Genomic DNA, 14019 nt, shown 5'->3' on the forward strand with positions numbered 1-14019 from the left:
AATGCAGTTTGTAGTGTGCGCATTCTTGCGCACCTGGAATCAATCTACACGCCTGCGACGCATCAAGCGCCACGCGACAATCACCACCAGCAACACAATGATCGCGCCGATCATACCCGGCAACATCATCGGTTGCAGACGCGCCAGCAGCGGTGGATGACCGCCCTTTCTCACCCACGCCACATCACCCGCCGTCATGGTAACCTCGGCATTGCCGTAATGCGCTAACACGAAGTTACTGATATCGGCGACCTGCTGGTCATTCAGTTTGTCGACATAGGACGGCGAACTGAAGCCCGGCATCAGCACCTGATAATCGGCGGTGTCACGTTGCACACCAAACAAAATGGCAGAGATCAGGTTGTTCGGATTACGCAGCCCGGTTGCCGTGTTGTGGAACAATGATGGATAGGCCTGATTAGCACTGCCCGCGCCATCCGGCTGGTGACAGCTGGCGCAGTTGCCGCTGAACAGCGCCGCGCCGTTGTCCAGCGAGTGATTGGCGTTGTTCGGATTGCGCCCACGCACGCTGTTTTCCACATCATAAGGCGCGCCGTAGCTGAAGGCTGGAATAGTGTCGCCTTCATCACGAATCGGTGCGGTGCCTTTCAGGTAAGTGGCGATAGCATGTAAATCGCTGTCCGGCAGATACTGCAGGCTGTGCTCAACCGCTTCCGCCATACCGCCCGCCGCCTGGTTTTTGCCCGGTGCGCGTCCGGTTTTCAGATACTGCACCAACTCGTCATCGCTCCAGCCGCCAATTCCGCTCACCTCATCCGACGTGATGTTTGGCGCATACCAGCTACCCAGCGGTCCGCCAGCCAGTGGACGATCCTGCTGCTCCTGCATCATAAATCCGCGCGGAGTATGGCAGGTGTTGCAGTGTGCCAGCCCGTTCACCAGATAGTTACCGCGATTCCACTCCACGCTTTTGCTGCCATCGTTCTGCCACATCTTGTTGTTGGCGAACATCATGTTCCAGAAGCGCATGCTGAAGCGCAGATTAAACGGGAACGGCAGATCGGTCTGCGGGTTGTGCTACGCCTGCGCTTTGACGCCATGCATCATGTAGTAGTAAAGCGTGTGCAGATCTTCATCGGTCATCATGCTGTAAGAGGTATATGGCATCGCCGGATAGAGTTGCGCGCCGTCCGCGCGAACACCGTGCCGCACTGCCTCGGAGAACTGGGCCTCGCTATAATTGCCGATGCCGCTGCTATCCGGCGTAATGTTGGTGGCGTAAATGGTGCCCATCGGCGAAGCAATACCGTATCCACCGCGGTAAGCGGTTTTACTGCCCGGTGCAGTGTGGCATGCCTGGCAGTCAGACGCGGTGGCAACCTGTTCACCCTGACGCAGCAAATTCACGTCCATAGCTCTAAATGATAATTTAGCTCAAAAATTGTTGGGTTTGGGATAGTTGCGAGGAGGGATTGAATGTGGGTAAAAATTAATCACACAGACAGTTGAACGCTATTATTGAAAGCGCTCTCTGATGTGCTGAAGATATTCGCAGATCATAAAGATGGTTGGGGAATAGCGTTCTGGTTCTTGTCAGTGAACAGCTTTCTTGGTGGTCAACGCCCACAGGATATGTTGGCTAAACTCTCAGAGCGGGTGATTGAAGCCGCAAGGGACGAAATCGAAGGGGTTGGACATGGATAAACGGCCAGAGCAAATGAAGGCTCAGCCCCTCTGCATTAATAATTCATTGACGTTGGTAAATGACATTTAGTTCGATAATACAGTTATTGACCTGGATATAAGAAATACGAGGCTGATAGATACCGGTCAATAACAGCGCCGGATTTCGTTCAATTAAATAACCCTGCAATTAAAATAGCTACATATCGCTTATTAGTCTTATTAGTCTTATTAGTCTTATTAGTCTTATTAGTCTTATTATTTTATTCTGATTCTTAAATGTGTTCTGATGATGTTATTGCCACTCCCATGGATTGAGCAACATAACGCCTAGTCCTTCAAAGTCCCTGGTATTTCGCGTAACTACAGTCATATCATGACGAAAGGCAGCGGCCGCGATCATTGCATCATTCGCGGAACGTTGGTCGGGTACATGGAGGCTCGCACAATAAATGGCAGTTTCGGCATCAAAAGGCAGTACACGGCCTGAAAACTCACGTAATACCACTGATGCAAACCATTCGCGTAGCATTTCTCCCTGACGCACATCCTTTCGCAACACCTGAAGGATGCCTTTTTCGATCTCCATAATCGTAATCGCTGATATGAACATATCACCCGCATCTACCGTATCCGTCCAGTTGGATACTTGTGGATCAATTTTGGGCGTCCTTGCCTTACGCATTTCCGAAATGACATTGGTATCAAGCAAATATCTCATGAAAAATCCACATCCCTGAAGTCTATGTCCACTCGTTGAGGATCAAAATCGATATCAGCGACACCGGGCATAGCAAGTGCATCCTGGATATTGCGTCGTGTACCCGTTAGCTTTTTATATTCCTCAAACGTCATCAATACGTGGGCTGGTTCTCCGCGATCAGTGATGTATACAGGGCCTTCCTCCGCCAGTTTTTTCGCAGCTGATACCTGCTGATTGAACGAACGGCTCGAAATTGTTGAGATACCCATAACAGCCTCCTGAGAATGTAGAAACATAACTACATGATACGTCAGCTGCACAATATTTCAACACCATGCTGAAAATAAGCATGTTTCAAGGGTACTGGAAATCTAGCTGATTGAAGTTCAAGAAAAATAAGAATAGCGGTGATAAATTAGCAGCGGCGTTTTCACATCCTCCGGCAAGCGCTCACTCAGCGGCTTTTCAAATATCTCCAGGCACTGCTCGATCTCGCGCCGCATGTCATGCCCCAGCACCATATCCATGGTCCCTTTCTCCAGCAGCAAGCGACTCGATTCACTCAACTCATGCCCGGCGAAGATCACCTGATCCTGTACACCAAATGCCTCTAACGCTTTAGCTACGCCTTCGTTGCCGCCCGCCGTGTTGTAAATTCCGGCCAGCGGTTTGCCCTCTTCCAGCCACTTTTTCACGCTGTGCCAGGCGGTTGCGGCTTCGTCGTTAATGTTGACGCGGTCGCGAATCGTCAGCCACGGGAAAGCCTCTCGCAGCACGCGACGAAAGCCGATCTCGCGCTCCTCCTGGGTGCGATAGGTCGAACTGCAAATCAGCAGAATATTGCCTGGTTGCTGCGGCGGCAGCATGCGGCCCATAAACCAACCGGCAGTCGCGCCTGAAGCGGTCTGATCGATACCCACATAAGCAGTACGCCGCGAATTGGGCAGATCGCTGGTGAGGCAAATCACCTGCACACCATCATCAATGGCGGCTTTAACCGCACGGTTGATCTTCACGTCATCGCGACACACCAGAATAATGCCGCTGGCTTCAGTAGCGCGGCGTTCAATCAGCTTGCTAAAGCGGTCAGCGTGGAATTGCGCACTCGGCAACGTATCCAGTGTGATGTGAAGTTGCGGACGCTCGCGCATTACCGCGCGTGCATGAAACTCAAGCTGCGCGACAAAGCTGGTGCCGGATTCACACACAATCGCGATACGCTTTGCCGCTCCGCGAGGGTCTTCTGTGCCACTCAGTCCTAACCGCACCATGGCATTTTCAACTTTCTTGCGCGTCACCTCGCGCACGCCTTCCCGTCCATTGAGCACGCGGTCAACGGTGGCAGGACTCACGCTCGCTTCCTGCGCGATGGCTTTAATGGATGGCGATTTCCAGTTTTGCAGCGTCATGATATTTCCTGATGTCCTTCACCTCATGGATGAAACAGTAGCTTGATAAGACACTGATAATCAAATTGTTATAACTCCATGAATCCAGCGAACAATCATATATTTGAGGTCATTAACTTCAAATTTTCATGTGATCGGCCTCATCCTTTTAGCATCCGTTTCAGGCTTTGCTTTGACTTAAAACTTCACCAATACGCTTAATAGCGCCATCACCTGTCGCCCTTATAGGAATTAAAAAAATGCTCAATGTTGCTCTCTTAGGTGCTGGCCGTATTGGACAGATCCACGCTGGGAATATCGCCGCGCATCCGCAATGTCGTCTGACGTATGTGATGGATGTCTACGCCCCTGCTGCTAATGTGCTGGCAGAGAAATACGGTGCCAAAGTGGCAGATCTCGACACCATTCTGGCGGACAGTTCGGTTGATCTGGTGGCGATTTGCAGCGCCACTAACACCCATGCAGATTTGATTGAAGCCGCCGCGCGCGCCAAAAAAGCCATCTTCTGTGAGAAGCCGGTGGATTTAAGTTTGCAGCGCGTGCAGAGCTGTTTAGCCACGGTGCGTGAAGCAGGCGTGCCATTGATGGTTGGCTTTAACCGTCGCTTTGACCCGAGCATGGCGCATTTGCAGGCGTGTCTGCGTGATGGCGAGATTGGTGAAACCGAGCTGGTGACCATTAGCTCGCGTGATCCAGGCGCACCGCCTGCCGAGTACGTTAAAGTCTCTGGCGGCCTGTTCCGTGATATGACGATTCATGATTTCGACATGGCGCGCTGGTTGTTAAATGAAGAGCCGGTATCGGTATATGCCAGCGCGGCGGCGCTGGTTGATCCCGAGATTAAAGCGCTGGGCGATGTCGATACCGCCGTTGTCACCCTCACTTGCGCCAGCGGCAAGATGGCGGTGATCACCAACAGCCGTCGTGCCAGCTACGGCTACGATCAGCGTATTGAAGTACACGGCAGCGAAGGGATGTTGCAGGTAACGAATCAGCTGGAATCACAGCTGGTGAAATCCGTGGCAAACGGGGTGGTGGCGCAGAAGCCGCAGCACTTCTTCCTGCAGCGTTATGCCGATGCTTACCGCAATGAACTGGCGACCCTCATTGAGGCGCTGGCAAAAGGCGAAGGCCAGTACCCCGGCGGGAATGATGGGTTGCAGGCGCTATTACTGGCGGATGCAGCGCTGGAGTCATTGAAAACCGGCAAACCGGTCGCACCGCAGTCGCTGTTGTAAGGCGGTGCTGATAAGGGGCGAACCCTGGTACGTCCCTTCTTCAACTCGCCATAAAGATGGAAGCTTGATTGAAAGCTCACTGAAGCTTAAGCAAACCGGTCAGCGCGACATAGGCAGCATTGTGTTGCTCATTCATGCCGACGTTAAGCAAGCAAAACGCATAGGCTTCAGGGCGTCCGTTAAGACGCCCTGACCTGTTTTAACGCTGTGGATGATTCACTTCCAGCGGACGCAGGTCGAATAGCAGCACCTCTGCGTTATCGCCATGGGCGAAGTGCAATGCGCTCTCATTACGCACTCGCGCACCGTCACCTTCTTTGAATTTCACACCGTTCACTTCGATGCTGCCGCGCGCCACATGAATATAGGCGTAACGATCGGCATCCAGTGCGAAGGTCTGCTGCTCGGCACCATCAAAGAAACCGGCATAGATGCGGATATCCTGACGTACGCTCAGGCTGCCCTCTTGCCCTTCCGGCGAAATAATCAAACGCAGTTGCCCGCGTTTCTCGCTCTCTGGCACGGAGATCTGCTGATAGCCCGGCTGGGTGTTGCGCTCGCCCGGTACAATCCAGATTTGCAGGAAGTGCACGTTGTCGCTTTTCGAGTGGTTGAACTCGCTGTGCGTCACACCGCTACCCGCGCTCATCAACTGCACATCACCGGGGACGATCACCGAACCGGTGCCCATTGAATCTTTATGCTCCAGCGCGCCGTCCAGCACATAGGAGATGATCTCCATATTGTTGTGTGGATGCGCACCAAAGCCACGACCCGGTGCGACACGGTCGTCATTGATTACCAGCAGATCGGAGAAGCCGGTCTGTTTAGGATCCCAGTAATTCGCGAAGGAAAAAGTGTGATGTGAATTCAGCCAACCGTGGTCACCCACTCCGCGTTGTTCTGACAGACGTTGTTCAATCATGGTTTGCTCCTCAAATGTGCGGTGGAAAGACGCTTGCCCTTCCGAATGAGGATAAGTATACGTAAACTAATTTGCCCAACAATGCGCTAACCTGACAATGACTGTCACCGAAAAGTGGACAATATGCAGATAGAAGATCTTCGTATTTATGTCGCAGTAATTAAAGCCGGTAACTTCACCGCCGCCGCCGAACAGTTGATGCTGTCGAAGCAATACGTTAGCCGCCGTATTGCCGCGCTGGAGGAATCACTCGGTGCGCGTCTGCTGAATCGCAACACGCGTAAACTGTCGGTGACGGATAACGGCCAACTCTTTGCCCAACATGCGCAACGTATTCTCGATGATGTGCAGGAAGCCCAGCAGGCGGTATCTGGCCGGCAACAGGTGTTGCAAGGCAGCTTTCGTCTTAGTGTTCCGATGTCGTTTGGCATCAGCCATTTGTCACCGTATATCGCCGAGTTCCTCAGTCAGCACCCCGGATTGCAGTTCCAGGTGGAGTTGGCGGACCGCTACGTCGATATGGTCGGTGAAGGCTTTGATATGGCGATCCGTATTGGCACCCTGCCCGACTCAAGCTTGATCGCCAAACGTCTGGGCGTATTTCGCCGCGTGATCTGCGGCAGTCCGTCATACATTCAGAGCGCGGGCGCACCACGTGAACCGGAGGATCTGCTCAATCATGCTTGTTTGCGTTACGGGCGAGAAAGCCAGACCGGCTGGGAACTGTTTAACGGTGAACAACGCAAGGTGATGGCGGTGCAAGGCCCGATGGTGAGCAATAATGGCGAGATGCTGCGTGATGCGGCAGTGGCTGGATTGGGGCTGATTCTACTGCCGGAGTTTATCGTGGCACCGGCCTTAGCCAGCGGTGATTTGATGACCGTGCTGGATGAGTGGCAGCCTTCCTCACTCAACCTGAACGCGCTCTATCCACAGCATCGTCAGCGCAGCGAAGTGAATCGAGTATTTATGGCGTTTTTGCAGGAAAAGTTGGCAGGATAATGAAACGGGCGACCTGATGGCCGCCCGATAAGAATCAACTAGGCGCTTTCATGCGCAAACGTAATCGACTTTCTCCGTGCATCGCGCACCGCGATACCATGAATCAACAAGCCCAACACCGCCAGAATCGCACCGACCCAACCCGTAGACTGCCAGCCAAGGCCCGCAGAAATGGTCACGCCACCCAGCCATGCGCCGAGCGCATTCGCCAGGTTAAATGCCGAGTGATTCAACGCCGCCGCCATGGTTTGCGCATCGCCCGCCACATCCATTAAACGGATTTGCAGCACGCTCGCCAGCGCCACCATGGTACCGACCAGCATCACGTTGAGTGAACCGGCAAACGCATAGTGCGCGGTGAACACAAAGGCACTCAGCACCAGTACCGACCAGATCAGCACCATGCGAATGGTTTTCTCCAGTCCACGATCCGCCAGACGCCCCCCCACCACGTTGCCGAGAATCATGCCGAGTCCAAACAGCGCCAGCACCACCGGAATCCAACTCACTGGCATTTGTGCCAGTTCGGTCAGCGTAGGTTTCACGTAGCTGAACACCGAGAACAAGCCGCCGCTGCCGATCGCACCAATCGCCAGCGTCAGCAACACCTGCTTGCGCGTCAGCGCCGAGAGTTCACGCAACGGACTGGCGGTTTTGTCACCCGCCACGTTCGGCACCCACATGCCCACCAGCACTATGGTCAACAGCGCTAATACGCCAACAATGGCGAACGCTTCACGCCAGCCAAACACCTGTCCAATCGCGGTAACCGCAGGCACGCCAAGCAGGTTGGCGATCGTCAGGCCAAATAGCACCATCGAAACGGCCTGAGCACGTTTTCTGCGCTCTACCAATCCAGCAGCGACCAATGCGGCGACACCAAAGAACGTGCCGTGCGGAAAACCGGCGAGGAAACGCGCCAGCAGCATTGAGTAGTAACCCGGTGCTACCGAGCTAAAGAGGTTACCCGCGGCAAACAGGCCCATCAGCGTCATCAGGAAGTTACGGCGTGAAGCGCGAGCACCGAGCACAGCCAACAGCGGTGCGCCGATCACCACGCCCAGCGCGTAGATACTGATCAGGTGGCCCGCCGTAGGGATAGAAACATTGAGGCCGGTGGCGGCATCGGGCAGCAGGCCCATGATGACGAATTCGCCGGTACCAATGGCAAAGCCACCGGTGCCGAGCGCAAACAGCGCTTTGAGCACACTGGCGCGTGGCAGCGATGCCTGCTCCGGCAGCTGATTAAGTTGAGGTTGTGCAGATGACATGGTTTTCCAGTAACGCAGGTGAAGAATCCAATCACAATCGTGGCGGCATTGAAGGCCACCATCGTTGAGACTGAAAGGATTTAGCGGAACATGATAACTGATTTAAATGAAAATTCGATGGCAGAGAATTATGTGGCTGCTAATTAATCGTTGATTAGCCGCCTTGCGCCCATCACGGCGCAAAGCAAGGGTATGTTGACCGGCACCGCTGCAGTGTGTGCATTTTCGTTAAGCAACCTGCCGTGCTAGCAGCGCCGCGCCGATCATTCCGCCGTTATGGGCAAACACGCCGGGCACCACTAAAGGATGCTGAGTGCTGCGCAACACATAACGCTGCACTTCCTCATTCAATGCTTCCATCAACGCTGTCACCGAAGCCAATCCTCCGCCCACCGCCACCAGCGAAGCGCCAGTGATATTGATAGTGTAAGCCAGCGGCTGACTTACCAGTTGTAACCACACCTGAATCGTGCGATTAGCCTGCACTTCCTGCTGTTGCCAGCCGGCGATAATGTCGAGGCTGCTCGCATTAACGTCATGCAAAGTGCGATGGAGATTCTCAAGCCCGCGCGCGCCGCCGTAACTATCGAGACAACCTTTTTGACCGCAGGGACAAGGCTGGCGCGGCAAGCGTATTGTCTCGCCTTCAATGTCCACTTCGGTCAGCGTAATCGGACCATGGCCCCATTCACCCGTCAGGCCATTCTGTCCGGTGATGATTCGCCCATCTGCCACCAAACCGCCGCCGACGCCGGAACCGAGAATGGCGCCAAACACCACTTTGTGCCCTTTGCCCACACCTGCCTGCGCTTCCGCGAAAGTGAAGCAGTCGGCATCGTTATGCACGATCACTTTACGTTGCAGTAACTCTCCCAGCGCCTGGCTGAGGTTGCGTTGATGAAAGGCTGGGATGTTACTGGCAAACATCTCACCGCTATCCGGTGCCACGATGCCCGCAGTGGAGATCGCCAGCGGTGAATCCGTGCTGAAATGCTGATGTTGTTGGATCATGCGGCTCACCAGCGCGGTAAAATCCGGCCAGCTGTCTGCCGGGATTTTTTGCTGATCGAGGATCGTCAGCTGCTGCTGCGCATCCATCACACCCAACTTCACGAACGAACCGCCCAGATCGAGGCAGATCACTGCCGGTGTTGTACTCATAAACGTTTATCCATCACATCACGCAGGCCGTCGCCCAGCACATTAAAGCCGAGCACAGTAATCAAAATCGCCAGTCCGGGAAACAGCGACACGTAAATATTCAGCCCAAGGAAGTTGCGCCCATCACTCATCATGGTGCCCCACTCCGGCATCGGCGGTTGCACGCCTAACCCCAGAAACGACAAGCTGGCCGCCGACAGCACCACTGCGCCCGCCGTTAGAGTCGATTGCACAATCAGCGGTCCGATTGAGTTGCGCAGAATGTAATGGGTAATGATACGCGGATAGCGCACGCCCAGCATATGCGCGGCTTCAATGTACTCCATGTTCTTAAGGCCGAGCGTCAGGTTACGACTAAGGCGCGCATACACCGGAATGGAGAACAGCGAAATCGCGATCAGCATATTGGCCAGCCCTTCACCCAGCACGCTAACAATCAAAATCGCCAGTACGATACCGGGAAAGGCGAAAATAATATCCATCACCCACATAATCAGCGCATCGATTTTGCGTCCTGCCAGACCGGAGATGATGCCAAGCGGAATACCAATCACCATCGAGATCGCCACACTCAGGCAGACCTCGAACAGCGTGATGCGCGCGCCATAAATCACGCGGGCGAAGATGTCGCGGCCATAGTCGTCCGTGCCAAACCAGTGCGCAGCAGAGGGAGCCTGCAAGGTGTTCAGCAGATCCTGTTCGATCGGATCCCAATGGGTTAACAGCGGTGCTAACACCGCGGCCAGCACCACCAGCAGCACCAATCCGCCGCCAATCGCTATCGACGGATTGTTCTGTAGCATGCACAGGAACTGGCGACGGCGCGATCGTGTCGGCAGCAAAGAGGTATCGAGGCTGTTCATCAGTCGAACCTTATTTTTGGATTGAGCAGGCCAATCAATATTTCACCCACCAGGTTCATCAGCACCACGCCGGTGACCGCCACCAGCGTCACGCCCTGAATCACCGGGTAGTCGCGGTACTTCACCGAATCCACCAGCAGGCGGCCAATGCCTGGCCAGTTAAACACCGACTCCGTCACCACGGCGCCACCAATCAGGCTACCGAAGTTAAGTGCGACGATGGTGACAATCGGGATCAAGGCGTTGCGCAGCGCATGTTTCCAGTGAATATTCGCCGACGATAAGCCTTTGGCTTTGGCGGTACGAATATAGTCCTGACTCAGCACATCCAGCATGCTGGAGCGTGTCATGCGGGCAATCATCGCCATCGGCAAAATCGCCAGCGTGACGGTCGGCATCACGTAGTTCTTCCAGGAGTCCGCGCCCAACAGCGGCAACCAGCCGAGTTCCACCGCAAAGTAGTTCATCGCCAGCAGCGCGAGCCAGAAGTTGGCTATCGATGCGCCCGCAATGGTCAGCACCATCACGATTTGATCGGGAATACGCTGGCGATAGATCGCCCCGGTCATGCCCGCAGGCACGCCGATAGCAATCGCCAGCAGATAGGCCAGCGCCGCCAGCGACAAGGTGTAGGGCAAACGCTCGCTGATTTCGGTGATTACCGGGCGCTGTGACTGCAACGATTCCCCCAGATTGCCGTGCAGTGCTTCAGTAGCAAATTTGATGTACTGCAGCGGCAGCGGCTGATCCAAACCCAGCCGGATGCGCATGTTATCCACCGCTTCCTGCGGCGCTTCCGGGCCCGCCATCAGGCGTGCCGGATCGCCCGGCAACGCGCGGATGGCGATAAATACGATGATCGACACGCCGAAAATAATCAGCGGCAGCGAGAGCACCTTTTTCGCAACGTACGCTTTCATCAATCAGTTCTTCACTGCGTCACGAACCACAATCTGTCCGCCAGGCTGCATGGTGACGCCGCTGATGTTTTTGCGCGAGGCGTAGAGATCATCCTGATAGAACAGCAGCACCTGCGGAGCCAGCCCGCTGATCTGTTTCTGTGCCTGGAAATAGAGATCTTTGCGTTTCGCATCGTCGAGCGTGGAGGCGGCGGTATCGATCAGGTCATCGGTTTGCTTATCACTAAAGAAGCCGAGGTTCGCGCCGCCCGGTGCAAAGCTGGCGCTGTGATATAGCGGGCGCAGCTGCAAGTCGGAACCGTATAAACCGGATGACCACGACGCCAATACTGCATCAGTGCCCTGCTGGGCTTTCTCTTTGGCATCGGCGAAGGCGGCTTTGGTCCAGACGCCGCTTTCCATCTGGCGCACATTCAACTTCACGCCGATTTTAGCCCACAGCCCCTGCAACACCTGCGCGGTGCGCGCATCGGGTGCCTGAACAGCAATTGACATGCTAAAGCCATCCGGGTAACCCGCCGCTTTCAGCAAGTCTTTGGCTTTCTGCACATCGTAAGGATAATCCTTCAGATTCTTATCGTAGTTGGCATCGACCGGTGCCAGTGAAGAGTTAGCCGGCTGTGCATAACCAAACATGATGGCTTTCACCAGCGCCTGCTGATCGGTAGCAAAGTTCAGCGCCTGACGCACGCGCACGTCGCTCAACGCTTTGCTTTGCGTATTCAGATCCACCCAGAACACGGCCGCACCCGGCGACTGTTTTAAATTAACGTTGGCATTGTTTTTCAACATGCCGGCGAATTGCGGTGGCACCGGGTTAATAATATCGACCTGTCCGGATTGCAGCGCCATATTCATCACGGAAGGCTCACTGCTCCACGTCCATTTAATTTCATCAGGGCCGTTTGATTTACCCCAATAATCGCTGTTCTTTTTCTCCAGCACATATTCGCCAGATTTATATTGTTCCAGCTTATAAGGCCCGGTGCCGTCCGCTTTATTATTGATGCTGCCTGCTTTATCTGCGGTAGGGCTGACCATTAATCCTGGTCCCGATGCCAGCACGGTTAAAAAGGCGGGATTGATTTTTTTCAGCTCAAACTCAACCGTTAAATCATCGGTTTTTTTCACATCCTGAATAAAGGTGCGAACTTTACCGCTGCCCGCCAGACCGCGTTTGGTATCCAAATGGCGCTGGAAGTTTTCCACTACCGCATCGGCATTAAACGGCGTGCCGTCGTGGAATTTCACATTGGGGCGAAGCTTGAATGTCCAGTGTAATCCGCTGCTATCCGCACTCCAGGAGAGCGCCAGCGCAGGGATAATCTTGCCGTCATCACCCAGACGCGTCAGGCCTTCATACATGGGATCGAGCACCGTGCCGGTAAAGGTAGCGGTCTGGTTGCCCGGATCCATGCTGCGTGGCGGTTCGTTTTGCATAATCACCAGCTGGCTGGCCATTGCCGCCGAGCTTGCCAGTGACGCCATGATACAACCGGCCAGCGTCAGTACCTTTAAATGCTTGAATGTGCTTTGCATGAAGGCCCTCAATGAATCATTGAAATGTTAGGTGAATTAACAACGTTATATAAGGCACACTCTCTGAACAAAAGCCAATACTTAAGTTCATATATTTTACTTATAGTTAGATCTGCGTTCAGAAAATTAACTAAATATCGTTGAATTTGTTTTCCAGCCTCATTATTGTCAGGTCATATCGCTAATGCAGTGAGAACCAACATGCTCAATGCCCACCAGCAGCAAATTTTGCGTCTGCTTATTGCCTCGCACGGCATGAGCCGTACCGCTATTGCGGAAAATATGAAGTTGAGCAAAGCCGCGATTAGCCCACTGGTGAAAGAGATGTTGAATGCCGGATTGCTTGAAGAGAGCATTCCAGAATCCAGCGGCCAGGGTCGTCCGTCGGTGTTATTAAAAATGCGTGCTGACAGCGCCTATTTTCTCGGCGCCTCGCTACTCGGCGAGTACGTCGTTTTAGTGCTGATTGATATGCATGGACTGGTGCTGGCGAGCACGCACATGCCACTCGATCCTGATCCCCAACAGCTGACTGTGACGCTAGCAGCAGCGATTCCCGATTTGATTGCGCAGAAAGGCATTTCAGCCGATCAATTAATTGGCCTGGGCGTTACGCTCTCCGGGTTTGTGGATGAAAATCAGGCAATTTGCGTGCAATCAGCGCTTCTGGGCTGGAAGAATGTCCCGCTGGCCGACATGCTCAAACGGCAAACCGGGCTGGACGTCTCGCTGGAGAACGATGCCAAAGCGCTGGCCGTCAGCGAGAAGATCTTCGGCGTGGCGAAAAAAGCGCGCAACTTCACCCTGATTTCCCATGGTGACGGCATCGGTTCCGCACACTTCTTCCAGGGTCAACTGCATCGCGGCGCACACGGCGGGGCCGGTGAAATCGCCCACTGCACCATCGAACCCGGCGGACGCCCTTGCCGATGCGGCAAACGCGGCTGCCTGGATACTCTCGCCTCGCTGACCGCGATTCGCGAGAGCATGCGCGATAAAGCACTCGAGAGCCAAACCATCGCCGAACTGGAAGCGCTGGCGGTGAAAGGCAACAGTGCCGCCATCGCCATTCTGCATCAGGCTGGTCACGCGCTGGGCCTCTCGATCGCCAACATTATTCAGATGAACGATCCCGAATTGATCGTCATCGCACATCAACCCGATGCTTTTGACGGCTTACTGAAAACCGTGGTGATGCAATCCATTGATAGCCACGTGTTGCCGTCGATCATGGGCAAAACCCCGATTTCCAGCATCGTGATCAGCGAACAGAGCTGGGCGCGCGCCGCGGCAAGCGTGGCAGCATATCGATTTATCATTCAATTACCCGACTAGCGGAGGCTG

General features: G+C 54.2%; 12 protein-coding genes and 1 pseudogene. 3 read left to right on the plus strand and 10 right to left on the minus strand.

From position 1 onward, the window contains the following. Positions 1-39: 39 nt before the first annotated feature. From JK231_RS12135 to JK231_RS12150, 4 genes and pseudogenes are all read right to left on the minus strand, one after another. A pseudogene (locus JK231_RS12135) lies at positions 40-1362 on the minus strand (c-type cytochrome); the annotation flags it as partial. 577 nt (positions 1363-1939) lie between these two features. After that, positions 1940-2365, minus strand: coding sequence for a type II toxin-antitoxin system VapC family toxin (locus tag JK231_RS12140; protein WP_097118791.1), 426 nt, complete (start codon positions 2363-2365; stop codon positions 1940-1942). Next, on the minus strand, positions 2362-2616 hold the full coding sequence (locus JK231_RS12145) for a type II toxin-antitoxin system Phd/YefM family antitoxin (RefSeq protein ID WP_034831240.1): 255 nt from the start codon (positions 2614-2616) through the stop codon (positions 2362-2364). The genes JK231_RS12140 and JK231_RS12145 overlap by 4 nt, the downstream gene beginning before the upstream one ends. 117 nt (positions 2617-2733) lie before the next feature. Next, positions 2734-3756, minus strand: a complete 1023-nt coding sequence (locus tag JK231_RS12150; protein ID WP_211728663.1) for a LacI family DNA-binding transcriptional regulator — start codon at positions 3754-3756, stop codon at positions 2734-2736. 239 nt (positions 3757-3995) lie between these two features. Here JK231_RS12150 and iolG point away from each other — a divergent pair, with 239 nt between their 5' ends. Then, on the plus strand, positions 3996-4994 hold the full coding sequence (gene iolG / locus JK231_RS12155) for an inositol 2-dehydrogenase (protein ID WP_211728664.1): 999 nt from the start codon (positions 3996-3998) through the stop codon (positions 4992-4994). Between the two features lie 199 nt (positions 4995-5193). Here the strand turns inward: iolG and JK231_RS12160 are convergent, their stop codons facing one another. Beyond that, entirely contained in the window at positions 5194-5919 is a 726-nt protein-coding gene (locus tag JK231_RS12160) for a pirin family protein (protein WP_211728665.1), read from the minus strand. A gap of 123 nt (positions 5920-6042) precedes the next feature. On the opposite strand from JK231_RS12160, the gene JK231_RS12165 reads away from it, so the two are divergent. Then, positions 6043-6921 carry a LysR family transcriptional regulator gene (locus JK231_RS12165; protein ID WP_211728666.1) on the plus strand — a complete coding sequence of 293 codons (879 nt, stop codon included), beginning with the start codon at positions 6043-6045 and terminating at the stop codon, positions 6919-6921. Between the two features lie 38 nt (positions 6922-6959). Here JK231_RS12165 and JK231_RS12170 read toward each other — a convergent pair whose 3' ends face one another. The 5 genes from JK231_RS12170 to JK231_RS12190 all read right to left on the minus strand — a co-directional run bounded on the left by JK231_RS12170 (position 6960) and on the right by JK231_RS12190 (position 12675). Continuing rightward, on the minus strand, positions 6960-8192 hold the full coding sequence (locus JK231_RS12170) for an MFS transporter (protein ID WP_211728667.1): 1233 nt from the start codon (positions 8190-8192) through the stop codon (positions 6960-6962). A 228-nt stretch (positions 8193-8420) separates the two neighbouring features. Beyond that, positions 8421-9353, minus strand: a complete 933-nt coding sequence (locus JK231_RS12175) for an ROK family protein (protein WP_211728668.1) — start codon at positions 9351-9353, stop codon at positions 8421-8423. Further along, positions 9350-10216 carry an ABC transporter permease gene (locus tag JK231_RS12180; RefSeq protein WP_211728669.1) on the minus strand — a complete coding sequence of 289 codons (867 nt, stop codon included), beginning with the start codon at positions 10214-10216 and terminating at the stop codon, positions 9350-9352. Before JK231_RS12180 ends, JK231_RS12175 begins: the two co-directional genes overlap by 4 nt. Next, entirely contained in the window at positions 10216-11136 is a 921-nt protein-coding gene (locus tag JK231_RS12185; protein ID WP_097118783.1) for an ABC transporter permease, read from the minus strand. The genes JK231_RS12180 and JK231_RS12185 overlap by 1 nt, the downstream gene beginning before the upstream one ends. Positions 11137-11139: 3 nt before the next feature. Then, entirely contained in the window at positions 11140-12675 is a 1536-nt protein-coding gene (locus JK231_RS12190) for an ABC transporter substrate-binding protein (RefSeq protein ID WP_097118782.1), read from the minus strand. A 201-nt stretch (positions 12676-12876) separates the two neighbouring features. On the opposite strand from JK231_RS12190, the gene JK231_RS12195 reads away from it, so the two are divergent. Next, entirely contained in the window at positions 12877-14010 is a 1134-nt protein-coding gene (locus JK231_RS12195) for an ROK family transcriptional regulator (RefSeq protein ID WP_211728670.1), read from the plus strand. The last annotated feature ends 9 nt before the right edge of the window (positions 14011-14019 follow it).

The organism is Pantoea sp. JGM49, from assembly GCF_018257655.1.
GTDB classification, from domain to species: domain Bacteria; phylum Pseudomonadota; class Gammaproteobacteria; order Enterobacterales; family Enterobacteriaceae; genus Pantoea; species Pantoea communis.